This is a genomic window from Kribbella sp. NBC_01245 (assembly GCF_036226525.1).
Taxonomy (GTDB): Bacteria; Actinomycetota; Actinomycetes; order Propionibacteriales; family Kribbellaceae; genus Kribbella.
Map to the genome: position 1 here is coordinate 4,971,740 of NZ_CP108487.1, position 23,668 is coordinate 4,995,407.

At 67.2% G+C, this 23,668-nt stretch carries 20 protein-coding genes and 3 tRNA genes; 9 read left to right on the forward strand and 14 right to left on the reverse strand.

The features are described 5' to 3' along the window. Window positions 1–220: 220 nt before the first annotated feature. The gene (locus OG394_RS22385; RefSeq protein WP_328988979.1) at window positions 221–889 is read left to right on the forward strand and encodes a hypothetical protein; all 669 of its coding nucleotides are present in this window, start codon (window positions 221–223) and stop codon (window positions 887–889) included. A gap of 5 nt (window positions 890–894) precedes the next feature. Here OG394_RS22385 and OG394_RS22390 read toward each other — a convergent pair whose 3' ends face one another. After that, window positions 895–4,146 (reverse strand): glycoside hydrolase domain-containing protein, encoded by a 3,252-nt coding sequence (locus OG394_RS22390; protein WP_328988980.1) that lies wholly within the window; start codon window positions 4,144–4,146, stop codon window positions 895–897. 159 nt (window positions 4,147–4,305) lie between these two features. Here OG394_RS22390 and OG394_RS22395 point away from each other — a divergent pair, with 159 nt between their 5' ends. After that, a complete protein-coding gene (locus tag OG394_RS22395) occupies window positions 4,306–5,778 on the forward strand; it encodes an MFS transporter (RefSeq protein WP_328988981.1) in 1,473 nt (490 codons plus the stop codon). A gap of 8 nt (window positions 5,779–5,786) precedes the next feature. On the opposite strand, the gene OG394_RS22400 is transcribed toward OG394_RS22395, so the two are convergent. Beyond that, complete coding sequence (locus OG394_RS22400; RefSeq protein WP_328988982.1) at window positions 5,787–7,820, reverse strand: neutral/alkaline ceramidase; 2,034 nt, start codon at window positions 7,818–7,820, stop codon at window positions 5,787–5,789. Between the two features lie 186 nt (window positions 7,821–8,006). On the opposite strand from OG394_RS22400, the gene OG394_RS22405 reads away from it, so the two are divergent. Next, window positions 8,007–8,633 (forward strand): CPBP family glutamic-type intramembrane protease, encoded by a 627-nt coding sequence (locus OG394_RS22405; RefSeq protein WP_328988983.1) that lies wholly within the window; start codon window positions 8,007–8,009, stop codon window positions 8,631–8,633. Between the two features lie 24 nt (window positions 8,634–8,657). Here the strand turns inward: OG394_RS22405 and OG394_RS22410 are convergent, their stop codons facing one another. Continuing rightward, window positions 8,658–11,705 carry an ATP-binding protein gene (locus OG394_RS22410; RefSeq protein ID WP_328988984.1) on the reverse strand — a complete coding sequence of 1,016 codons (3,048 nt, stop codon included), beginning with the start codon at window positions 11,703–11,705 and terminating at the stop codon, window positions 8,658–8,660. 88 nt (window positions 11,706–11,793) lie between these two features. Here OG394_RS22410 and OG394_RS22415 point away from each other — a divergent pair, with 88 nt between their 5' ends. After that, window positions 11,794–12,873, forward strand: a complete 1,080-nt coding sequence (locus OG394_RS22415) for a class I SAM-dependent methyltransferase (protein WP_328988985.1) — start codon at window positions 11,794–11,796, stop codon at window positions 12,871–12,873. 60 nt (window positions 12,874–12,933) lie between these two features. Here OG394_RS22415 and OG394_RS22420 read toward each other — a convergent pair whose 3' ends face one another. The 4 genes from OG394_RS22420 to OG394_RS22435 all read right to left on the reverse strand — a co-directional run bounded on the left by OG394_RS22420 (window position 12,934) and on the right by OG394_RS22435 (window position 16,023). Next, window positions 12,934–13,773 (reverse strand): M23 family metallopeptidase, encoded by an 840-nt coding sequence (locus tag OG394_RS22420; RefSeq protein ID WP_328988986.1) that lies wholly within the window; start codon window positions 13,771–13,773, stop codon window positions 12,934–12,936. Window positions 13,774–13,884: 111 nt separating this feature from the next. Continuing rightward, complete coding sequence (locus OG394_RS22425) at window positions 13,885–14,625, reverse strand: DNA alkylation repair protein (protein WP_328988987.1); 741 nt, start codon at window positions 14,623–14,625, stop codon at window positions 13,885–13,887. Continuing rightward, on the reverse strand, window positions 14,625–15,362 hold the full coding sequence (locus tag OG394_RS22430) for an SDR family oxidoreductase (protein ID WP_328988988.1): 738 nt from the start codon (window positions 15,360–15,362) through the stop codon (window positions 14,625–14,627). The genes OG394_RS22425 and OG394_RS22430 overlap by 1 nt, the downstream gene beginning before the upstream one ends. Before the next feature lies 1 nt (window position 15,363). Then, complete coding sequence (locus OG394_RS22435) at window positions 15,364–16,023, reverse strand: DUF305 domain-containing protein (protein WP_328988989.1); 660 nt, start codon at window positions 16,021–16,023, stop codon at window positions 15,364–15,366. Window positions 16,024–16,115: 92 nt separating this feature from the next. Between OG394_RS22435 and OG394_RS22440 the strand changes: the two genes are divergently transcribed. Beyond that, complete coding sequence (locus OG394_RS22440; protein ID WP_328988990.1) at window positions 16,116–17,492, forward strand: LVIVD repeat-containing protein; 1,377 nt, start codon at window positions 16,116–16,118, stop codon at window positions 17,490–17,492. A 50-nt stretch (window positions 17,493–17,542) separates the two neighbouring features. Here the strand turns inward: OG394_RS22440 and OG394_RS22445 are convergent, their stop codons facing one another. From OG394_RS22445 to OG394_RS22460, 4 genes are read right to left on the reverse strand one after another with little or no spacing between them, the layout of a single operon-like run. Further along, window positions 17,543–19,117: a DUF885 domain-containing protein gene (locus tag OG394_RS22445; RefSeq protein ID WP_328988991.1), complete on the reverse strand. Its 1,575-nt coding sequence runs from the start codon at window positions 19,115–19,117 to the stop codon at window positions 17,543–17,545. Window position 19,118: 1 nt separating this feature from the next. Next, a complete protein-coding gene (locus OG394_RS22450) occupies window positions 19,119–19,886 on the reverse strand; it encodes a GNAT family N-acetyltransferase (protein WP_328988993.1) in 768 nt (255 codons plus the stop codon). A gap of 51 nt (window positions 19,887–19,937) precedes the next feature. After that, the gene (locus OG394_RS22455) at window positions 19,938–21,254 is read right to left on the reverse strand and encodes a hypothetical protein (protein WP_328988994.1); all 1,317 of its coding nucleotides are present in this window, start codon (window positions 21,252–21,254) and stop codon (window positions 19,938–19,940) included. A gap of 9 nt (window positions 21,255–21,263) precedes the next feature. Beyond that, the gene (locus OG394_RS22460) at window positions 21,264–21,605 is read right to left on the reverse strand and encodes a metallopeptidase family protein (protein WP_328996858.1); all 342 of its coding nucleotides are present in this window, start codon (window positions 21,603–21,605) and stop codon (window positions 21,264–21,266) included. A 175-nt stretch (window positions 21,606–21,780) separates the two neighbouring features. Here OG394_RS22460 and OG394_RS22465 point away from each other — a divergent pair. From OG394_RS22465 to OG394_RS22475, 3 genes are all read left to right on the forward strand, one after another. Continuing rightward, window positions 21,781–21,853 (forward strand) — tRNA-Glu (locus OG394_RS22465). An 80-nt stretch (window positions 21,854–21,933) separates the two neighbouring features. Next, window positions 21,934–22,010 (forward strand) — tRNA-Asp (locus OG394_RS22470). Between the two features lie 48 nt (window positions 22,011–22,058). Continuing rightward, window positions 22,059–22,131 (forward strand) — tRNA-Phe (locus tag OG394_RS22475). A 48-nt stretch (window positions 22,132–22,179) separates the two neighbouring features. Here the strand turns inward: OG394_RS22475 and OG394_RS22480 are convergent. Further along, on the reverse strand, window positions 22,180–22,374 hold the full coding sequence (locus OG394_RS22480; RefSeq protein WP_328988995.1) for a hypothetical protein: 195 nt from the start codon (window positions 22,372–22,374) through the stop codon (window positions 22,180–22,182). 20 nt (window positions 22,375–22,394) lie between these two features. On the opposite strand from OG394_RS22480, the gene OG394_RS22485 reads away from it, so the two are divergent. Further along, window positions 22,395–22,766: a hypothetical protein gene (locus OG394_RS22485; RefSeq protein ID WP_328988996.1), complete on the forward strand. Its 372-nt coding sequence runs from the start codon at window positions 22,395–22,397 to the stop codon at window positions 22,764–22,766. A 55-nt stretch (window positions 22,767–22,821) separates the two neighbouring features. On the opposite strand, the gene OG394_RS22490 is transcribed toward OG394_RS22485, so the two are convergent. Then, complete coding sequence (locus tag OG394_RS22490) at window positions 22,822–23,061, reverse strand: hypothetical protein (RefSeq protein WP_328988997.1); 240 nt, start codon at window positions 23,059–23,061, stop codon at window positions 22,822–22,824. 53 nt (window positions 23,062–23,114) lie between these two features. Further along, window positions 23,115–23,621, reverse strand: a complete 507-nt coding sequence (locus tag OG394_RS22495; RefSeq protein WP_328988998.1) for a DinB family protein — start codon at window positions 23,619–23,621, stop codon at window positions 23,115–23,117. Between the last annotated feature and the right edge of the window lie 47 nt (window positions 23,622–23,668).

Sequence of the window (23,668 nt, forward strand, 5' to 3'; positions counted from 1 at the left end):
GGACCGGAATCGCTTCGACACTTTCTGCAATACCATCACAACCCCCTCTGGACGCCTCAAAGGGAATTCTGGATAAATACGGAAATGAATTCCCTCGGCATCGATTGCGGCGTATGGTACGGGCAACTCGCGCGGGTCTCCAGAGGTCAGGTGGCTCTGGTTCCCAGGCGAGATGGGGGCGGACAACTTGACTGCTTCGACGATCGGGCGAGCAGCCCGAATGCGCCACGGTCTGGTTCTGGTCGCGCTGACTCCGGGGCTCAGCGCGGCCACGTCCTGCGATCCCCCCGTGACGGCGCCGACGGCGCCGAGCCCGAGTGCGGCCACGCCATCGGCTACCGGTGGTCCGAAGGTCCCAGGTCCCAACGGAGCGGGGATCCGCCTCCTCGTGACACCGCGGCCGGACGGATCATTCGTCGTCACTGAGCGGGTCGTGCTGCGGCGGCCGGTCAGCACGCTGCCCCTGCGCCTGCCAGACGTGAAGCAGGCCAAAGGAGCCGTGATCAGGCCGGCCGCGGTCGACCTGAAGGTCAGCGCCGATGACGTAGCGGTTGCTGCCGCTCCGATCGTCGTGACCTCCTCGACCGAGCTCGTGCTGGGAACACCCGGGACAGTGATCGAGTTCAGGTACCGACTCACCGGGACCACCTGGCGGGCGGAGCCGTCCCCGCCTGGCCGGGTCCTCAGCCTCATCACCCCGCTGGCCGCCGGCGCCGACGAGACGCTGCCGACCGTGATCCTCGTCGGCTCCGGCCTTCGCAACGCCAGTTGCCCCGAACTCCCCGAGCCGCGCTGCGCCTTCGGCGCCCAGCCCCATCTCACTGTCCAGCCGGATATCCCGGCTGGACAGGCGACCGTCATCCTGCAACTGGACCTGCCAAAGAGCTGACCGGACTAGCGAGCTTCGAGTTCGGCCAACTGGACGCGGAGTTCACCACCCGGCGCCGGTTGCACCTTGGTCGCGACGACCCGGACATACCGCGCGCTAGTTGCCGTGAAGGTGAACGACTGCGCCAGCTCATCCGGCTTCGGGTATCCCGTTTTGGTGACCACCGGCGTCCAGGTCGAGCCGTTCAGCGAGGTCTGGATCTCGAAGTCGACCGGGAAACCCGCGCCGGTGTTCGCGCCATCACTGCGAGCGAACAACGCCACCTCTTTGATGCCGGTTACCGCACCGAGGTCGACCGTCGCGGACTGCTGCCCGGTCGTGAACGGCTCACTGGTCCACCCCAGCGAGTAGCCCAGCACCGAGTGGGTCAGCCCGTCGGTCAACGCGCTCCGGCGCCAGCCGTTGTCGTGGAACTCCGATGACGAGGACGCCGTCACCGCACGACCGGCGGCATAGTTGCCCCCAGCAACTTCTACCTCGCCGAACTGCATCCGGTAATGCCCGAACGGATCCTTGCTCAGCTTCGTCCCGGTGACCCGAACGAACCGAACCGGCCGCTCCGCGAAGGCCGCACCCTGCGCACCAGCTGCCGGACGCGGTACGCCCTGCCGCGAGGCGACCGTCGTCCAAGCCGAACCATCCGCCGAGATCTCGACGGTGTAGTCGACCGGGAATCCGATACCCACATTCGCGCCATCCGCGCGCGGCCAAAGGTCCACCCGGCCGGCCTGGACCGCACTACCCAGGTCAACCGTCAACGTCTCCGTGTGGTCAACGTCGATTTGGCTGTTACTGCTCCACCCAAGTGCGCCCGCGACCGCTCCGGTGAAACCATCGACGGCGAAGCGCGAGTTCCAGCCGTCGCTGTCGTACGAGCTGCTCGTCTGGATCGCGGCACCCACGGCCGGGTTGGTGAAGGGATGGACCCGCAGGTTGTCGAACCGGGCCGCGGTACCACCGGTCACCAGGGCCACGTGGCCGACGGCGTACGCGTCATCCGTGACGGTCAGCAACGGCGCCGCGTTCGCCCCGACGTACACGCGAATTTGCTTGCCCTTGGCAATGACCCGCAGATGCGTCCACTGGCCGGGCTGGTAGCCGGGGATCTGCGCCTTGCCGATCTCCTGGTCACCGCGATGCAGGAAGACCTCGCCGTTGTTGCGAATGGCCGCGAGATATCCGGTGTTGTAGTCCGTCGCGTTGACGTTGCGGACGACCAGTCCGGCCCAGTTGTTCTGGCCGCCATTGCCGGCGACACCCGTGATCCGCAGGTCGGCGTCGGCCACCAGGTCGCCGTACGAGCGGCCCTCGATCGCGGCGGCGGCCGAGTACCAGCCTTCTTCGAGGCGCGACTGAACCAGCTCGCCGCTCTCGGTCCGCCAATGACCAGTGGGCTGGCCGTTGCCGTCGTCGACCGCGAACCGCAGGTTGTCCGTACCCGCCGCGAAGTCGTCCGTGAGCGGTCCGTCGGTCCGGATGTCCGGCGCCGGCGAGACCAGCGCCGCCAGGATCTGCCGATGCTTCTCGTACACGGACGCACCGGAGCGCTCGTACGACGAGAAGTCGGTGATCAGGGATTCCACGATCGCCCGGGCCAGGTTCGGCTTGACCGCGGCGAGTTTGGTCAGCAGCTCGAAGTCCTCCTGCCCATCGAGCTGAGTCTCACTGCGGACGCTGTCGTACACGTCGAGCGCGGCACGGTTCGGCCGGACGATGAAGGTGTCGCCGGTCTGCGGCTCGTCGAAGGTGTTGTACTGGCGCGCGTTGTCGTTGGTCCAGCGATGCCAGTAGTTCCAGCCCCAGTGCAGGTAGCCGGTGCCACCGATCTTCCACACCAGCCAGGGCAGCAGCCGGGTCTTCGCGAGATGCATGCCGATCAGCCGGTTCATGTGGAAGTTCTGCGGCACGATGCAGGTGTAGAGCCACAGGTCTTTGCCCGCCCGCTTCTGCGCCTGCCAGAAGCCCGCGTGATCCTCATAGTTCTCGGTGTACGGCGTGACCGTGCTGACGCGCTGCGCCGCCTCCGGCAGGAAGCTGAAGCCGTACGCCTCGTTGGTGCGCGGATTCGGGAAGTAGTCGTCATAGAGGTCGTAGAACCAAGCGGCAGCCGTTGCCTGGTTGGGATGCGTCGGCTCGTCCAACGCGCTCATGTAGAAGTTCTCGGCCCAGCCCTTGGCCACGAGGTGCTCGCGCAGCTTGGCGAACATCATCTTCAGGTACGACGTGCTCTCGGTGGTGTTCGGCGGAACGAGCACGCGCTGCACCTGCCCGTTGACGTTCTTCAGCATCTCCAAGTGCGGGTCTTCGGCACCGTTGGGGCCAGGCTCGAGCAACGTCGGGGTGTAGATGTACTGCATCGCGCCCGCGTCCACGAACAACTGCACGAACCGGTCGAAGTCCGTCCAGTCGATCAGGTAATTGCCCTGGGCATCGATCTGCGTGCGCGGCCGGATCAGCGCCTGGAAGTCGGCGTACACCAGGTTGTTGCGGTGTTTCGCCTGGTTCCGGGCGAAGCTCTCGATCACCTTCCACCAGTTCGGGCTGAAGGCGGCGGCATTGTCGTACTGGAACGGGATCGCGCGCTCGGTGCCGGAGTAGTCCCAGCCGACCGACGTGGTCCAGCCGTTCATCTTGAACGTCGACTGGTTGGCCGGCGGTACGTCGACCGGATAGACGACGACCGTGACGGGCACGACCGTGTCGCCGCCGCTGCTGCGAACCGTCACCGAACCGGTGTAGGCGCCGGGCGCCTGACCAGCGGGGACGGAAACGCTGTAGTGGAAGGCCTGCGTGTATCCGGCCGGGACGGACTTCGGCGTGTTCTCGACGAGTGCGTCGTAGTAGTCGTTCTGGCCGTTCGGCGCTCGGTCGATGTCGGGCATCGGGCCGAGCTCCGCGCCTTCGCCGCCGATCAGGATGTTCGGGTGGTTGTACTGACTGCGCAAGGTCACGCTGGTTACGGGGATGGTCGCGCCGCCCGGGCCGGTCAGGGCGGCGGGCTGGGCCAGCTGGGCGCCGGTGACGTTTTGGTCGGGGCGGAGCATGATCTGCGCTGCCTCCACCTCGCCGCGAGCCGCGTGCAGGGTGATCGTGGTGGGCGCGTTGGCCGGCCGGGGTGTCGACGAGAACACGTGGTCGGCGGCGTTGTGCACCCAGACGGCCGGCGGCGCCGCGGTCGCCGGAGGTGTGAGCAGAGTGCCGGTCAGCGCGACCAGCACGCCGATGCCGACGGCCCGCGCGGTTCGCAGTGAGCTCATGGTGTTCCTCTCGAGCGGTGAGTGAAACGATTCAACCGAACGCCGAGCCCAACCCTGGCAGCGCCGATCGAATTACGCCGAGCTTCGTATTAATCGGAAGCGACAGCAACGCATTCGATTCCGGTGAAATCCTTCAGCGGGACGGTTTAAGGTCCTGACATGAGTAGTGATGACGGGTTGATCGCCTTCGGTACCGCGCGGGCCAGGTGGGTGCTGGCCGCGACCGCGCTCGGTTCCGGGATGGCGTTCCTCGACGGCACGGTGGTGAACGTCGCGCTGCCGGTGATGGGCCGCGATCTGAATGCCGAGGTGTCCGGTCTGCAGTGGATCATCAACGGCTACATGCTGATGCTGGCCGCGTTGATCCTGCTCAGCGGTTCACTCGGTGACCGGCTCGGCCGGCGGCGGCTGTTCGTGATCGGCGTGATCTGGTTCGCGGCGGCTTCCGCGATCTGCACGTTCGCGCCGAACCTCGGCGTGATGATCGCCGGCCGCGTCTTGCAGGGCATCGGCGGCGCCCTCCTCACCCCGGGCAGCCTCGCCATCCTGCAGACGTCGTTCCGTCCGGGCGATCGCGGGCGGGCAGTCGGCGCGTGGTCCGGTCTGACCTCCGTCTCGGCGGCGATCGGCCCGTTCGTCGGCGGCTGGCTGGTCGATACCGGCTCCTGGCGGCTGATCTTCCTGATCAACGTGCCGCTCGCGATCATCACCGTCGCGATCACCCTTCGCCATGTGCCGGACACGCGCGACGACACCGCCACCGGCAAACTCGACGTGGCCGGCGCATTCCTCGCCACGGTGGGGCTCGCGGCCTTGACGTACGGCCTGATCGACGCGGGTAATCGCGGCTTCGGCGATCCGGCCGTGATCGGCACCTTGGCCGCGGGCGTGTTCGCGCTGATCGCGTTCGTCGTGGTCGAACTGCGCAGCAGCCATCCGATGCTGCCGCCCGGGATCTTCGCCGATATCCGTTTCACCGGCGCCAACCTCGTGACGGTCGTCGTGTACGGCGCACTCGGCACGGCCACCTTCCTGATGGTCGTGTACTTCCAGGAGGTGCTGGGCTATTCCGCCCTCCGCGCCGGCGCCGCGCTACTGCCGATGACCATCCTGATGCTCACGCTTTCGGGCCGCGCGGGCGCGTTGGCCGAGCGCGTTGGCGCGCAGCTCCCGATGACGCTCGGGCCCTTGGCGATGGCCGGCGGCTTCTTGCTGATGCTCCGCGTCGACCCGGGTACGTCGTACTTGACCGCCGTGCTGCCGGCTGTGCTGGTGCTTGGCGCGGGTCTCGTGCTGACGGTGGCGCCGCTGACCGCAGTGGTGCTCTCGTCGGTCGACGACCATCACGCGGGTGTGGCGTCGGGCGTGAACAACGCGGTCGCGCGGTCGGCGCAGTTGATGGCGGTGGCGGCGATTCCGTTGGCTGCGGGGATCACTGGTGACGTGTATCGGGATCCCGTTGCCTTTGGCAACAGCTTCGGCATGGCGATGTGGATCTCGGCCGCGTTGGCGGTGGCCGGTGGCGTACTGGCCGCTGTTACGTTGCGCCCGCGGCCGGTTCGCCGTACGCCCGAACCGGCGGAGTCCCATCGCCATTGCGCGCTGGAATCTCCGCCGCTTCGGACTCGCTGATCAGGTGCTCAGGTGACGGTGAAGGTGCGGCTGGTGCCGGTGAACGGGGTGATCGTGCCGTTCAGCGCCTTCGAGTCGCCGCGGTGGAAGATCCGGTAGGTGCCGGGTGCTGCCGTGGCCGGGATCTGCCAGGTGATCGTGGCCTTCGAATCGGCGATGCCGACGCGGGTCCAGCGATAGCGAGTGGACCAGTCGCCGTCGTCCGCGACGCGTACCCATTGGCCGCCGACTTGGCGTTGCACCTCGAGGAACGTGCCGTTGCGGTGCAGGTTGTTCTTCGGATGACCCGTGACGAACTCGACCGTGGCGGTCGCGCCACGTTGGTACGACGGTGCCGCGTCGGTCAGCACCTGGCCGAATGACTTGAACGGCGGCGGAGCGTCCATCACGACGCCGGTCTGGAGGTTGAGCTCGGCCGTGCCCGGTTTCGTCGGACGCGTTCCGATCGGGATCGTCGTACCGGCTTTCATGGCCTTGGCAAGTGCGGTGAACTCCTGCTGGTATGCGGGCAGCGTGTACTTGCCGAAGAGCGTCGAGCCGCCTTCGTACTGCTGGAGCTGGTACTCCTCGGGCGTGGTGACGTACTGGCTGTAGGCGTTCGCGTAGGCCTGGACCAGCACGTTCTCCAGCGGTACGCCGAGCTCGGTCGCGATCGTCCGGCGCAACCGCAGACCCGCCACGATCGTGACCTCACCCGGTACGGCGACCAGGTGGAACTGGCCGAGCTTCACCAACTGGATGGGTACGACGTTGGGCGTTGCCTCGAGCAGGCCGGTCGGAACCGCCGCCAGCTTGGGCGATTGGCACGAGATCAACCACGGCGGCACGTCGATCTTGTACGGCTTGAGCGCTTCGAAGAACGGATTCGTCACGCCCTCGGGGATGATCGCGATCCCGGGGCCGTCCTCGACGCTGCCGGCAAGGGTGGAGACGCCAACCACGCCCGGGCAGGTGCGATGCGGCTCGCCGTCCGGCGTGTAGCGCGGGTCGACCTGAACCGCCGACATGTCGACAAATCGCATCCGCGAGTCGATACCGCCGTCGATCGGCGTGCGCGGTCCGTCGTACACCTGCTGGGCCTTCTGGCGTTGACGATCGCCGAGGATGCGGGCGTTGTCCCACTCGTTCTCGGTCGGACCTGAGCCGGGGCGGAGGTTGAGGTTCGGGGACATGTCGCCCGCGTTCGTGTTCGGGAAGGCGGCGACGAAACCGTTGGGGTTGTCGTCGAGGTAGCGCACGCCCTTGTCGTCGTGCTCCCAGCCGTATGACGCGTAGCCCTTGTTGTCCGGGCTGATCAACGTGTTGTTGTTGGTGATCGAGGTGGCGTGGGTGGCGAACCAGCTGATCGCGCCGACGTCCGCGCCGTTCTGCTGGAACCGCAGTACTGTCATCGCCGGGTCGATCGCCTGCGGGAATGCGGCCTTGTCGGCGGCCGGGTTCGCTTCGAAGGCCACGCGGGATCTCTGCACGCTGGCGTTGGTCAGCTCGCCTCGGCCGAGGCTGATCGAGCCGGGTTTCAGGTCGTTGTGGGCCTCGGCGATCGACTCAGCCATGCCGTCGACCGTCGCTTCGAAGGCCTGCTTCTGGAAGCCGAGGATCGAGAGGTTGTACGCCAGGTGGTGCGACTGGCCGCCGACGCCGGAGTGCGTGTGGGTCGCGGAGAGCAGGACGTTCTGCTCGTTGTAGAGATTGCCGAAGCGGGCTTGGAGTTTCGCGAGTACGGCGTCGCGTTGAGCCTGGAAGATCATCGCGAGATCGGCGTTGAGGTAGGCGATGCGGCGCGAGCTGGTTTGGTCCACCACGACGAATGCGCGGGACCGCTGGCGCTGGTGGATGCCGGTGGTGTTCTGGCCGAACTTCGAATAGCCCATCATGCCGTTCTCGGCGGCTGGGCCGGTGACGTCGGAGATACCGCGGCCGACGAGATAGGTAGTGGCTGCTGAATATGTAGACGCTTCCGTAGATGCCGCGCCCGGGAGCGGGGCGAGGGCAACGGCGGCGGTGAGAGCGACAAAGGGTGCGAGCGCACGCGACCAGACCATGGTGGGACTCCTGGGGGCTCTTTGGGCCTTTTCGGGCGGAAAGGTGAGCTTCTCTCAGGTTTCCGGAGAGTACTGGCTCCAGCACCCAATGTGAAGACCGAACCTACTTGCCTTGTCGGACAACCCGCCGTCGCGGGTGTGCGACTGGCGATCGGGTGGCCCCGGGATCGGCTTGGGCTTACCACGTTGGGCGAGAGTACGCGGGCGTTCTTGCTGGGGGTGGTCGTCACGGGTGGGAGTGCCGCTCTACTGTTCGCTCTGGCGACCGTGGCCGGGTGGGTCAGCTGGGGTCGGATGGACCTGTCGGCGTTGCTCTTCTACGTCGCGATGAACGGTCTGGTCGCCGTACTGCTGGAGGCTTTCCCCGAGGAGCTCACGCTGCGCGGGATGACGTGGAGCGCGTTACGCCGGCAGTACGGCGGACCCGCGGCAGCTCTCGGCACGACCGGGCTGTTCCTCTTCGTCTCGGCCGGCTCCTCGGTGGTCCACAAGGGCGTGACGAGCGTGCTCGGCGGCGAGTCCTCGGCGATCGGCTGGGCGCCGGCCGGCGAGGACCCGTTCACCTACTTCTTCCTGCTGACGATCTTCGGGTTGACGCTGGTCGCCGCCCGCACCGCCACCGCGTCCAAGAGCCTCTGGACGGGTATTGGCACGCACCTCACCTTCCTCACGATCAACCGGATCACGTTGTTCGGCGAGGAGCGCAGCGCGGGCTGGTCGGCCGATTTCGTCAACGGGGACGCGGTTCTGATCATCCCGGGCTACCTCATCCTCGCCGCCCTGACCTACCTGGTGATCGCCCGCCGCAACTAGGCGGTCGCGCGGGCAGCGCAGCCGTCAGGGGTCGTAGCGGCACCGGCCGCCGGTGGTCACCGCGGCGTCGAGATGTGCGGCGAGGTTGGGTGCCTGCGGCCCGAGCTTGCGGATAGCGGACCGGATCGCCCGGGTGACGTTGACCCGGGCGCGCTCCGCCTCGTCGGCGAACCGCCGCGCCCGACCGCCCAGGCCGAGTGCACCCGACAGCTCGGCGAGCAGGAACTGTCGCTCGCTCTCCAGACGATCGGTTCTACCGCCATCGTTCCAGTCACGGGCTTCGTCGAGTTCGGCGTCGATACCGGCAAGGCGGGCGCGGTACGACGCGAGCGCGGCGTTGTCGAGTACCTCATCGGAAGCCCAGGGGAAGCTCACTTCAGGGCCGACAACGCCGTTGGAGCCGTTAGTGGCCAAGGCGACCAGCCGCGCGGCAGGCACGTCCTTGCACGGGTTGGCGACCAGGATGGTGAGGTAGGCGAGGCCGAGGCTGCGTGGAAGTCGTGCGACCTCGGCGCCGTAGCGTGCGGTGACCACCGGGCCGACTGACTCCAACACCACTGCGACGGAGCTCAGCTCGGTCAACGCCGACTCCGAGGCCGCCAAGAGCGCCACGCACCCCGCCGTACGATGCGCCGCGACCGCCGTTTCCAGGTGTGCGCGAGCCTCATCCGGCTTACCGAGCAAGGCGGCGAGCCGACCGAGGAAGTGAGAGGTCGAGCCAAGGCAGGTGACCGCCCCGGCACCGACGACGAACCGCCCTGCGAGCGGCAAGAGCGCGTCGTAAAGCACCGTCGCCGCATCGGCGTCCTCCAGCAGCACCGCGTCCTCCGCCAGCAGGGCGAGCGTCCAGCAGTACAAGGGGTCGTGGGCCAAAGTGCCAGCGGCCCGCATGAGCCTTCGGAATCGCTCGCCAGCAAGCTCGATCTCGCCGCGTGCCGCGTCCATCTGCACGACGGCAGCGTCATGGGCGAGTGGGAACGGCGAGGTTTCCGCGAGGTCGCGGGCGACGCGCTCCATCAACGTCGCGTCGTCCTCCGACAGGTCGGCGCAGCGCCAGACGGTGAAGAGCTGACCCCAACTGACGGCGTCGGCGTCGGGGAGCCCTGCGCCCCGCGCGACCGACCTGGCCTCGTGCAGGAGTTGGAGCGCTTCGGTGGTGTCCCCCCGGAGGGTGGCGAGGGTCGCGCGCCGCGAGAGCGCGAGATGGCGGAGCGAGGGCTGGCGCTCGCTCTTTGCGATCCGCTCCAGGGATTGCACGGCGGCGTCTGCCATGGTCAGGTCGCCGAGTTCGAGGCCGAACACGGTGATCCAGATCGCTGCCGCGGCCTCCTCCGCCGGATCCACCGCGATATCGGCGAGGCGACGTGAGGTCTCCAGGGCGTTGGCGGGTTCGTGCTGCCCCCAGGTCACCTCGAGCCGGGCGGTCAACGCCGCGGAGAGGGCCGTCGCCCGGTCTCGTTCGGGTACGTCGGTGCCGAGCGCGAGCGCGACCTGCTCGGCGCGGTGCGCGATGACCCGGGCCGCATCCCGGTCGACAGTCGCGGTGACCCCAGCAAGCCGGGACAGGACCCTGGCACGACTGGGTGAGGCACGCCCTTCCCAGCGCGCCTCGGCCCTCTGCAACACCTCGATCACCTCGCGGTCGACGGCGTTGAACGGCAGGTGGGACGCCGCCTGGAGCGCAGCGCGGCTGAGGAGGTCCGCGTCGCCGAGTGACTCCGCCAGGGCGACCGCGAGCCCGGCGGTCTTGCGGGCGGACGACGTACGTCCCGCGCTGAACTGGGCGGCGGCCAGGTGCACGAGGAGGTCGCAGCGTTCCTTCGCCTCCGCGGCCGGGATCCTGCCGTGCGCCGTCAGCGCGTTCTCGAGTGCGGTCACCGCCTCGGCGTGTGCGTGCGCCGCCGTCGCGAGCTCGGCGACCCGTCGGCACAGGCCCGCAGCCTCCACGGCCCCGCCCGCCGGCCACGCGGCGAGGAAGTGGTGCGCCAGGCGGTCCGGCCCGGCACCGGCCGCGGCGAGGGCGTGACCGGCCCGGAGGTGCAGGTCGGCGAGCGTGGCGGGCGGGATCCCGTCGTAAAGTGCCTCGCGGACCAGCGTGTGGCTGAACGCGTAACGCGACGGAACCGCCAGGTCGGTGCGTAGCAGCCCTGCATCCGTCGCGGCGTCGAGTACGGAACGCACCGACTCGGCCGGTGCGTCGAGGACAGCGCTCAGGATGTCGAGTCGTACGTCCGGGCCGAGCACCGCGGCCGCGTCAAGCACATCGGGCACCGTCCCGGCTGCCGATGCCGCCTGGCGACGCAGCGCGTTCCGCAGCCCGAGTGGCAGCCCGGCGTCGGCGGGCGAGCCGCCCGCTGCCAGCCGGCGTGCGACGTGCGTGACGAAGAGGGGATTGCCCTGGGTCCGTTCGCAAATCTCGGTGACGAGCTCGGCCGCGGCCGTCACCCCATGAGCCTCCAGAACGGCGCCGATCCCGGACTCGGACAGGGGTGCGGGCGCAAGTACGGCTCCGCCCGACTCGAGTCGGCGGATGACCGTTGACAGGTCGGTGTCCGCGGCGACCTCGGCCGGACGGTAGGTGCCGATGAGGAGCAGGCGGGCGTGCCGGCCGAACCGCGCGACGAACTCGAGCAGCTGCGCGGTCGCCGGTCCCGCCGCGTGCAGGTCCTCGAGTACGACGACGACCAGGCCTCTCCCGGCCATGGTGGCCAACAGGTCGGTCACCGCGTCGTACAGGACGAACTGGTCGACCGTGGCAGCCCCCGGCCCGGCCGGCCCGAGCGGCCCGAGACTCTCGCGCCGGGCGGCGACGTCCGCCTCCGCTGCGCGGGCCGCGTCCCGGAGCACTTGCACCCACGGCCAGTACGACGGGGCTCCGCCGTCCTCCCAAGCGGCACCCCACAGCCAGGTCGCGCCGGCCGCGGTCGCGTGGGCGCGGAACGCGTCGACCAGCGCGCTCTTGCCGATCCCCGCGTCGCCGGCGATGAGGACCAACCGGCCGACGCCGCCGGCCACGTCGTCGAGCGCGCCACGCAGGGTGGCCAGCTCTGAATCGCGGCCGACAAGATCCACCCTCGCCTCCTCAGGAATCGTTCACTCGCAGTGAACAGCCTGGTGCACGCCTTCAGAGTGACACGTTCCAACCACCGAAGGAGTCACCATGAACCAGCAGACCGCCACCCCGACCCTTGAGGAAGAGGCCGCCGCCTTTACCGGCCGCGTCGTCGCTGACACGGCCGCCGCCGCAGCGGTGGTGATGGCAGCACTCGGCGACCGGCTCGGCCTCTTCAAGTCGCTCGCCGGCGACGGTTCGGCCACGAGCGCGGCGCTCGCCCGGCGTACCGGACTCGACGAGCGCTATGTCCGCGAGTGGCTTTCCGGCATGTACGCCGCCGGCTATCTCACTTACGAACCGGCCGCGATGACCTTCGCGATCCCCGACGCCCACATCCCGACCCTGGCGGCCGAACCCGGACCGGCGTTCTTCGGCGGAGTCCATCAGGAACTCCTCGGCGCGATCCAGCGGTACGACCAGATCCTCACCTCGTTCCGCTCGGGCGGCGGCGTTCACCACGACCACCTGCACCCCGATGTCGGCCTCGGGACCGCACGGTTCACCGCTGCCTGGCACGAGCACCTCCTCGTTCCCGAGTGGCTTCCCCTCGTCCCAGAGACGCGGGCACTTCTCGACCACGGGGCAGACGTCGCCGACGTCGGCTGCGGCGCCGGTCTGGCCTGCATCAGCCTCGCCCGCAACTTCCCGGCGTCGCGGTTCGTGGGCTACGACGTCTCCCAAGCAGCCGTCGACGCCGCCCGCCTGAACGCCAAGGAGGCCGGCGTCGAGGACCGGGTGAGCTTCGAGGTGCTCGACGCAAGCCAGGGGCTGCCCAGGATGTTCGACGTCATCACCACCTTCGACGTCGTCCATGACGCCGTGGCGCCGCGCGCGCTGCTGCGCTCGATCCGTGACGCGCTTCGCGAAGGTGGGCGCTATCTGTGCCTTGACATCAACTGCTCGGCCGAAACCACCGAGAATGTCGGGCCCATCGCCACTCTGCTGTACGGCTTCAGCCTGCTCTACTGCATGACGACGTCGCTCGCAGAGGGCGGGGAGGGACTCGGGACGCTCGGACTCCCCGAATCGGTACTGCGTGAGCTTGCCGCCGAGGCCGGGTTCTCGGGTGTACGGCGAGCCGAGATGGACAACCCGTTCAACTCGCTCTACGAGGTATCCCGCTGAGGGCTGGAAGGTGGCTCGGCGCGGTCTCCCGCGCCGAGCTACTCCGCGACAAACGGACTACTAGCAGTCCTTGATGACAGTGCCGTTGTTGTCCTTGGCCTCGTCATTTCCCCAGCGGGACAGGTAATACGCCGAGACCCACTGACCCGCCGGACCTTCGTCCAGGTCGGTCTTGAGCCACCAGTGGTTGAAGGAAGTGCCCACACGTACTTCCGGTCCCCACACCTTGCAGAAGACGTAATTCGTGCCCTTGTAGAGCTTGCCGGTCACTGTGCCACCAGGAGTGGAATGACCCGGCGCATCCGCGAAGGTGTCCACCCAGAACTTGTCCGGGGTGCCGCCACAGGCGTTCGCACTGGTCTCGAAGTGCTGGTTGTACGACCACGTAAGCGGTACGGCGTGACCGTTGAACCAGGACTGCTGGACGACCCCGTTCAGCTTCTGCTCGAAGTGCAGGTGCGGGCCGGTGCTCTGGCCGGTGTTGCCGACTGTTCCGATCTGGTGGCCCTGACCGATCGTGTTGCCCACGACGACCAGGCGGCTGTCCATGTGCAGGTAACGCGTCTGCCAGCCGTCCGCGTGGTCGATGACGACCATCTTGCCGCCGCTGGCGGAGTCGAGCGAAGCGCTCACCCTGCCCGCAGCCGAGGCCAGCACCGGGGTGCCACGGGTGGCACCACTCGGCGAAACCATGTCCAGCATCCACTGGCTGGCATGCCCGCTGTGGGTCGCCGTGGTCCAGCGCAGGTTGCACGGGATCGGGAGCTGGAAGCCGGGTCGCGCCTGCACGGCGGCATCGGCCGGCGTGGGTTGGGAGTTGGCGAAGCCGACCAGGCCCGCGGCGGCGACTGCGGCCACCAGGGCGAGGCGGACCAGCCGCTGCGAAAGACGAGATGTCATGACACGTTCCTTCGAGATGGTGGTCACGGACTGGGGTTCTGTCGCCACCATAGGTCAACAACTAACCGACTAGAGCGATCAGCCGTGACCATTTCACCACAGTGAAAAGGGTCAGCCCTTTTTGCGCTTTGCCAGGTAGTAGGCGCGCGTCTCGGGCGGTAAGCGCTCGATCGAATAGCGCAGCATCGTGCGCGGCATCCGCTCGGCGTAGGTGTCGAGGAAGGCCTCCAGCTCGGCCTGATCGACCCGCTTGCCGGCTTCTCGCAGCATCCAGCCCGCGGCCTTGTGGATCAGGTCTTCGCGATCGGACAACACCCGGGCCGCCAGCTCGTAGGTATCGGCCGATTCGCCGGTGTTGATGAACCACTGCGTCGCGATCAGGGCGATCCGACGCTCCCACAGGCTCGGCGAGACGACCAACGTACGCAGCAGATCGCGCGGTTTGTCCTTGAGGTGTCCGCCGACGATCTGCGGCGCACTGCAGTCGACGAGGTCCCAATTGTTCACGAACCGGGTGTTCCGCAGATAGAGCTCGAAGATCGCGCGCGACTCGGCCGGATCGGCCGTGCGTGGCTTCAGCGCGAGAGTGGCCCGGTCGGCCAGCAGGGCGAGAACCGCCAGCCGGTGCTCGTGGACCGGGCTCGCGAGGGCCTTCTCCAGCTCGGGCAACGGCAGGCCCGCGCGCAAGTAGGGCTTGATCAGCGCTCGCAGGGTGGAGAGTTTGACCCCGATCATCTGGTCGCCCTCGCCGTACTCGCCGGGCTTCGTCTTGAAGTACCGCGCGAGGACCGCCGCGGTCTCCGGATCGGCGGCCGCGTCGATGGCGGCGATCAACTCGGCGAGGGCGCTCATCAGATCAGCAGGCCGCCGGTGACGCGGAGGTTCTGCCCGGTGATCCAGCGGGCGTCCGGCCCGGCCAGGAAGGCGACCACGTCCGCGATATCCGCCGGTTCGCCCAGCCGGCCGAGGGCGGTGAGCGCGGGAACGCCGGCAAGCGCTTCAGGCGAATTGGCGCCGCGCAGCATTTCGGTATCCGTCGCACCGGGCGATACGCAGTTGACGGTGATCCCGCGACCGCCGTACTCCCGAGCGGCGACGGCGGCGAACTGCTCGAGCGCCGCCTTGCTGGCCGCGTAGAGGGCCGTCCCCGGGCCGGGCACCACCGTGTTCAGCGTGGAGAGGTTGATGATGCGGCCTCCGTCGCGCAGCACCCGGCCGGCCTCCTGGATGGCGAAGAACGGGCCCTTGGCGTTGACCGCCATCAGCTCGTCGTACGCCGCTTCGGTGGTGTCCAGGATCGGCCCGGCCGTGGAGATACCCGCGTTGTTGACCAGGATGTCGAGACCGCCCGCGAAGTCGATCGCTTCCTGGAACACCTTCGGGATCTCCGAGATGTCCGCCTGGTCGGCCCGGATCGCGCGGATCCGCCCGCCGGCGGCGCTGATCTCGTTGACCACCTCGGCGGCGGCCGCTTCGTCGTTCGCATAAGTGAAGGTGACGGTGGCACCTTCGGCGGAGAGGCGGCGGACGATGGCCCGGCCGATGCCGCGGGAGCCGCCGGTGACGAGGGCGCTTCGCTCGAGCAGCACGTCAGACCTGCTTCTGGAGCTTCTGCATGGTCAGGATCTCCTTCGACTGGGTGATATTGACCTCCTGCGCGAGCTCGTTGATGCGCAGGTCGCTGCCATTCTCGATCGCCGTACCGCTCATGGTCACGGCGCCCTGGTGGTGCTTGATCATCAGCTGCAGGAACGACTTGTCGAACGCCGCGCCGGTCGACTTCTCCAGTGTGGCGAGCTGGGCCGGCGAGGCCATCCCGGGCATACCGCTGTGGTCGGTGTGCTCCGCGTGCTCGAGGTTCGGCGGCTGCTGGCCGCGCTCGGTCAGCATCAGCCCCATCGCGTCGATCTCGGGCTTCTGGCCGACCCGGATCCGCTCGGCCAGCGACTTGACCGAGGCGTTCGCCGCGCGGGTCTTCGCCCACTCCGTCATCTGCACCGCCTGCTGGTGGTGCACCATCATGTCCTGCAGGAACTTCACGTCATCCGGATCGACGGTGTTCTGCGTAGTCGGCACGGCCGTGACGGTCTGGTTCGGCCCGCCGGGAGTGCCCGGCACGATGATCGGCGCCGAAGGCATGACCGTCGTCGGCCCGCTCGGTGAGGCCGTGCCTGCTTTGTCGTCGCCACTTGTGCAGGCCGTCAGGCCCACAGCCAGCAATATCGCGACAACGGTAGGGAAAACCTTCACAGACGCCTCACTCCTCGTCGTCAAATGACTACCGGAACCCTAACTCGCGGACATACGCTGCTCCCAGCCAATTCCATCGGAGGTACCAGGCAATGCGTATGCGCCGCCACCGCACGCTAGTCCGCTTCGCCCTGACGACCGGTCTCGTCGCGTCCCTCGCGACCGCTGCCGTCGGCACCTCGGCCGCCGATCCGGCCCCGGAGACCGGCGCGACCAAGAGTGACAACATCACCCATCTCGCCAGCGTGCCGATGGTCGGTCCGCTGGCCGGCGGTGTGAACACCGATATCGCGTTCGCCGGCAAGAAGGCGTACGTCGGTAACTACAGCGGGTTCCAGATCTACGACATCGCGGACCCGGCCAAGCCGACCCTGATCAGCCAGGTGCACTGCCCCGGCAGCCAGAACGACGTGAGCATCTACGCCGGCCTGCTGTTCCTGTCGACCGACTCTTCGCGCAGCGACAGCTCCTGCCAGAGCGTGCCGCAGTCGCCGACGATCAAGGAGTCGTGGGAGGGCATCAAGATCTTCGACGTAAAGGACCCGGCGAACCCGAAGTACCTCGCCGCCGTCGAGACCAAGTGCGGTTCGCACACGCACACGCTGGTGCCGGACAAGCGCGGCAAGTCGGTCTACATCTACAACTCGTCGTACTTCCCCAGGGATACGTACCCGGACTGCCTGCCGCCGAACGACCGCATCGACATCCTCAAGGTGCCGTTGAACGACCCGACGAAGGCCGCCGTGGTGGCCTCGCCGATCCTGTTCCCGGACGGCGGCTTCCCCGGCAGCGAGACCGGTACGGCGACCAGCGGCTGCCACGACATCACCGCCTTCCCGTCGAAGAACATCGCGGCCGCGGCGTGCATGGGTGACGGCGTACTGCTGGACATCTCCAAGCCCGAGGCGCCGACCGTGATCCACAAGGTCCAGGACGCGGCGAACTTCGCCTTCTGGCACGGCGCGACCTTCAACGGCAACGGCACCAAGGTGATGTTCCAGGACGAGCTCGGTGGTGGCGGCGGCGCGGAGTGCAACGCCGAGGTCGGCCCGAACAAGGGCGCCACCGCGATCTTCGACATCAAGGACCGCAAGCTCGTCTTCCAGAGCTACTACAAGATCTCGCGGCACCAGGCGGAGAACGAGAACTGCGTGTCCCACAACGGCTCGCTGATCCCGGTGCCCGGCCGCGACATCGTCGTACAGGCTTGGTATCAGGGCGGGTTCTCGGTTTGGGACTTCACCAACTCGAAGAAGCCGAAGGAGATCGGCTTCTTCGACCGTCCGCCGCGTAACCCGGCCGGTTTCGGTGGTTACTGGTCTGCGTATTACTACAACGGCGCGATCTACGGCACCGAGTCGGTGACGGCGTTCGATGTCTTCAAGATCAAGGACCGGCGCACCGATCTGGCCAACTTGGTCAAGCTGAAGGAACTCAACGTGCAGACTCAGCCTGCTTTCTGGCGCTGAGGTTTTTGGGAACTGCCCCGGGCCTTTCTTGGTCCGGGGCAGTTTTTGGTTTAGAGCAGCCGTAGTGGCATGGGTCCGTCGGCGAGGATCGACTCGTGGAAGTGCTTGAGGTCGCCGTTGTGCTGCGCGCGCAGTTCGCGGATGTGCCAATGGCCGAGGTGGTAGGCGAGGGCCTGGCCGGGATCGTCGAGGGCGTAGCGCAGGATCTCGGACTCGACCTCCACCGGTGACAGGAAGCCCGCACGCGCGAGGTAGGCGGCGGCCTGTTCGCGACTCCAGCCGAGCACGTTCAGACCGGTATCGACCACCAGGCGGGCCGCGTGGAACCGCTCGGACGACAGCCGCCCGTAATGGTCGATCGGGTCCTGGTAAAGCCCGAGCTCCTTGCACAAGCCGGCGGCGTACTCCGCCCAACCCTCGTGATAGCCGGCGATCGCGAACGTCGGCAGGTCGAGCTGTTCCCGGCGTAACGGGTGGAGTGTCTTGTTCTCCAGTTGGCGTCCGAGTTGCAGGTGATGGCCGGGCAGGCCCTCGTGGAACATCACGCTCGCCGCTTGGATCAACGGTCTATTCGGTAGGTCGGATCCGTTGTAGTGGTAGTAACCGATGCCGGAGTTGCCGGGCGGTTCGTAGTAGCCGTAGGTGAGGCCACCTGCCAGGCCGTCGTCCAGCTTGCGAATCGCGAAAGGGGCCTCGGGCAACTTCTCGAAAACGTCATCCAGTACGCCGGTGAGGCGATCCAGGTGGGCCTGGTAGCGCCGTTCGAGGTCAGCTGGGTCCTTTGCGTAGGAGGCGGGATCGGCTTTCAGGGCATCGCGGTAGGCGATTTCGTCGGTGATGCCGAGCTCGTCGGCGATCTGCTGAGTTAGGCGATCGACCTCGGTTAGGCCGATGTGGTGCACTTCTTCGGCGGTTTTGTCCAGGCCCGTGTGCAGGCGGATCAGGCCGTCGTACGTCTTGGCGCCGCCGTCGTATTGGGCTATGCCGACGGCGTTGTTGTTGCGCTCGGCATCTTGTTGCAGGCCTTCGAAGATCTTGGTGAAGGCCTTGTCTATAAGGGGATTGCCTGCGGTTTCTTCGGCATGGGATTGCATGGTGTCGATGACTATTTTGGTAGCCCAGGAGGGGATGCGGATGCCTCGGGCGCGTTGTTCGTCGAGCTTTCGGGCGATCTGCTCGACGGCTCGGGCGTAGTCGTCCATCAGGTGCGGGAGGTCGCTGCGGTAGAAACCGAGGCGCATCGAGTAGTAGGGGGTGACGTCGAATCTGTACCAGTTTCGGTCTTCCTCGGCGACCTCTTGTTCCAGGTGGTCTTGGAGGAAGGCTGCCGATAGGCGGGTTTCGCGGTCGGCAGTGGTGAGGTCGACCTTGGCCAATTCTCCCAACGCCTTGCGGGCTTGGGCTATTGGCTCCTCGGTCTCGTCGATTGGGAGGTGGTCGACGGTACGGCCGAGGCGGTTCGCGGTCACTGGGTCGCGGTCGAGTGCGCGCTCCCAGGCCTCGTCCATCAGCTTGTCGATCTCAGCGCTTGCCTTGTTGCTTTTGGCAAGGTCTTGGGCATTGCCGCCTTGGGCATTGTCGCCTTGGGCATTGTCGCCTTGGGCATTGTTGCCTTGGGCGCTCATTTCAGATCTCCTTGCCGAAGGTCAGCCACCACGGCTCGCGAACGTAACCCAGCTTGGCGTTCACGGCCAGCATGGGCAGATTGACCTCGGCGCCGCCGGTACGGAAAACCCGCGCGCCCTCGGCGTACAACGCCCGGATCATCACCGCCTTGATCGCGGCCGCAAGCCCCTGACCACGCCACTCCGGATCGGTGACGGTGATGAACGTGTCGACCTCCCGCCCGTCGATCGTACTGACGGTGATCCCCAACCACCGGCCATCCGCGACCGCCCCGAACACGCGTTGATCGCGGACCATCGTCGCGAACTCCGTCGCACTCTGGCGTTCATGCAATGTCGCGGGCGTCATCGGGAAATCGCCCGCGGCTCGTTCGTACATCTCGTACGCCAAGTCGGCATCTGCTTGGCCCAGTTCGCGAATCTCCAACTCGGGCGGGATCAGCGCGTCGTACCGGGTCCAGTCGGGATTCTCCGGCAGCACCAGTTCGGCACCCCACGAGCGCCAGCGCACGGCGAAACCCGCGCCCTCGAGCCGATCGACCCGCGCGTCGTCCTCGCGAACCACGCTCACCGCCAGCGTCATCCCGTCGGCCCGCGCCTGCTGTACGCCGTACTCGAGTAACGAGGTCCACACCCCTGGATCGTCGGCATCAACCTGGATCCGGATCGCCTGGTCGAAACCGGCGGGCTGGAGCTCAACCGATCCCCCGGCGCCCTCGAACCGCCGCCGCCCGGGCCGCGCTTCGACTTCGCGAATGTCCCTGTGCATACCCGAACGCTACGGCGCCGTCGGCGCGCGGACATCCCATTTGGCGGGCCCTTATGGCAGGCGGTAGGTGCGAAGGGTGCCGTTGGCAAGGGTCGCGAAGGTCCTGGTGTGCGGGTTGTAGGCGGTCGGGTGGTAATCCGGGATGAGACCGGTCCGAATGCCGTCCACGGGGTCCCAGAACTCGAGACCCTCATCGGCCGCGACAGCCAGGCGTCCGTCAACCGACCACATCTCGCCTTTGGGACCAGCGAAGACGCCAACCCGCCTGGCGGTAGGCGCGTCGTACAACTGAACGCCATCAACCATCGCCAGATCGTCATCGCCGATCCGCTGAATGGCGACCGTGGTGTCGTCGACCCAGGCCACAGGCTGGTTCCACGCGTAATCGCGCTGGGCCAGGCTCCGGCCGCGGTCGGCCGCATACCTATCGCCTTCGCGCCATGCCGCCAGGTCGATCATCAGCGGGATGCCGACCGGGTGCCACACCCAGCCGTCGTCGACGCACCAGGTGCCGGCGCGGTTCACGGTGAGCCGGCCGTGAAAGTAGTCGAGGTAGTTCTCGCCCTTCGCCCACGAGGTGTCGCGCTCAGTGAGCAGGCGGCCGGTCGCGGCGTCGAACCGGTCCAGCCGGTTCCAGTCCGTTGCCGCGATCACCGTGCCGTCCTGGGCGAAGGTGAACGGGAAGGGCGTCGTGTAGTTGTGCCCTTGCCCGCGATCCAGCCGCAACGCGACCACACCCCGCGCCGCGAGATCCACCACCGCCCCGTACTGCCCGTGATCCGTCACCACGGCCGCAAACCTCCCGTCGTACGACGCATGCACCGTCGGCCCGTACACGCCGTGGACGGAACTATCCGGCGCCTCTTCGTCAGACAGGACGAGCTCGTACGTCGCGGCGTCCGCGCGTACGTCGGTGAGGCCGTGGTTAGCGTCCGTGCGTACGACAGTCGTGGTGTCGGCGCGTACGTCGGTCGCGGCGTCCGTGCGTACGACGGTGAGGGCGTTGGTCGTGTAGACGAGCCAGCCGTCGGGCAGGGGCGCGAGGCAGCGGCCGTTCGCCGGGTCGAGCGCGAGGGGCGTCTCGTGGAAGGCGCCTCCAACCGGTACGTCGCAACGGCGAACCTCGGGCGTGCCACGAACCCCGGTGGCGGTCTGCTCCTCGGCACGCTCCGAACATCCCTCACACACGACGGCCAGTTGCGAACCAGGGTCGTCGAGCGCGGCACAAGTCGCGCAGAGCAGGTCGTACGCCAGGCCGCGACCGGTGTAGACCCGGATCACGTCGTCGTCGGACTCCTCGACAGCCAGGTGCAGGCAGATCCGGAACGGCCCCTCGTACGCCGCGTGCCCACACGCCAGCAACTCCATCGGGCGGGTTTAGCCGTAGCCGAGTTCGTGCAGGCGATCGTCGTCGATGCCGAAGTGGTGGGCGATCTCGTGCACGACCGTGATGTTCACCTCGTCGACCACGTCCTCGACGGTGTCGCAAATGGCCAGCGTCGGATTGCGGTAGATCGTGATGCGATCCGGTAGCACTCCGTCGTAGTACTGGCCGCGCTCGGTCAACGGGATGCCCTCGTAAATGCCGAGCAACTGCGGATCATGCGCCGGCGCCTCGTCCTCCACGAAGATCGCGACGTTATCGAGCATCGCGGCCAGCTCCGGCGGCACCAGATCCAGCGCCTCCGCCACCAGCACCTCGAAGTCCGGCCGGCTCATCTCGATCACCACCCCAGCCTAGAACCTCCCCGTTAACCCCACCCGCCCTCCCGCCTGTCGCCGCGCCCGCCCCGTCGTCGTTCCGGCGTCGGGTATCTCGTTTTGGCGCTGGGCCCAGAACCCTCTATGCTTACGGCTGTCCCTGATGCAGGAGCTTCGGCTCCCGCGGGTCCGAGTCCCCATCGTCTAGTGGCCTAGGACGCTGCCCTTTCAAGGCGGTAACGCGGGTTCGAATCCCGTTGGGGATACGCTCGAAAGAGTGAGTAAGAAGTGTGAAAGAGTGTGGTGAGAACGGCGCGAAAGATGGTGTACCATCGTCGCGCAGCCTGGCCCAGTAGCGCAGTTGGTTAGCGTGCCGCCCTGTCACGGCGGAGGTCGCGGGTTCGAGTCCCGTCTGGGTCGCCAGGAGAGTGGCGGCGGAGTGGAAACACACCGCCGCCAATTTTCTCTCCCGGTCAGGTAGCTCAGCTGGTAGAGCGTCCGCCTGAAAAGCGGAAGGTCGGCGGTTCGAGACCGCCCCTGACCACCCTTAGTTTGAGCGTGAATTCGTCAGTCTGACGTCACGCAGATCTCCTCAGGCGTAGCAACGGGTGTAGCAGTAGCCCTTACGCCAGCTGCCTTTGGGCTTCTCCAGTGCCTCCTCCTTCAGCGAGACCTGCGCGTAGATGGTCATCGTCCGCTGCAGCGCTCCGAGTGCCGGCTGACCAAGGTACGGGCGCAGTACGGGCAGTGGGGCAACAGCGGCGATTCCTAGCCTGGCGTCGTCCAAATCCCACCAAAGGAGCGTTTGTGGCCCTGTCCGTACGAAGAGTGTTCGTGTTGATGTCGATCCGCGCGCGGGTAGCGGCGTCGACGGTCTTGCTGCTCTCCGTGGTGCCCTTGGCCTTCACGGTGGGTTCAGCCTCCCCGGCTGCCGCACGTGAGCCGTCGCCACCGACCAACTGCAGTTCGGGTGTCCACCGCTCGTCCCAGGCGTGGGCAATGTGCAAGTCCGGGTACGGAACCTTCCGTGTCTGGGCCCGTTGCAACTGGAGCGCATCGACGCTGTACGGCCCGTGGAAGCCTCCGAGCCAGTTCGGTTCCTCGAGCGTGCTCTGCGCGACCTCCACCCACCCCTATGGCGTCGTGATGGCTTACGGCATCCAGAAGCGCGAAGGCTGACGTCTAGTCCGCCGGGATTTGCCTTACCTGACTGATCCCGCGGGGGGCGGAGTGGTCAGTCCAGCCTCTCCAGATAGATGTGAGCGACCTCCGACGACGAATAAGGCCCGTCGCCATCGGTGTCGTACTGAGGAAGGTCGAATCGGACTAGGTACATCCGGAGCCACTGCCGGGCGCCCTGGAACTCCGTCGACAACCCCAGAACTGTCCCAGTGGGCTCGGCCGGCCACGGGCCGGGACCGTGTTCGGGGTCTTGCAACACCCGAACTCGATCACCTGGCTGGAAGTCGTCCACTCCTCGAGCCTAGACGCGCCTTCGCTCCCACCGCAGGCTTTGCGATTGGTGGGTTATTCGCCTGTGGTGCCGTCGATGCGTTCGCGGAGGAGGTCTGCGTGGCCGTTGTGGCGGGCGTACTCCTCGATCATGTGCAGGTAGATCCAGCGCAGGGTGTAGTCCTCGCCAGGGCTGGGTTCGTCGAGGCTGCGGCCGGCGACGGCGGCTCGCGATCGGGCGACGCTTGCTTGGTAGCTGGCCAGGTCGTCGGCGGCGTGCGCGATGTCGACCTCGTCGCCGCCTTCCGCTGAGCCCGGCACATAATCCCAGAAATACAGGTGGTCCGGTTGGCCGTCGTACTCATGGAACCAGGCCTCGACTCCAGACAGGTGTCGAATAAGGCCGAGCAGCGAGAGCGTCGACGGCGGCACCGAGCGCAGCGCCAGTTGTTCCGGCGTCAGCCCGCCACATTTCAGCAGCAATGTCGTGCGTTGGTACTCGAGACGGTCTTCGAGCGCGGCCCGCTCGTCGATCGGGTTGTGCGGCGGCTCGCCTCGCTCGGGCGTGCTCCAGGTCGACATTCCGGCAACCTTACGTACGCGTCGACCCCTTCGCCATCAGGTTCCAA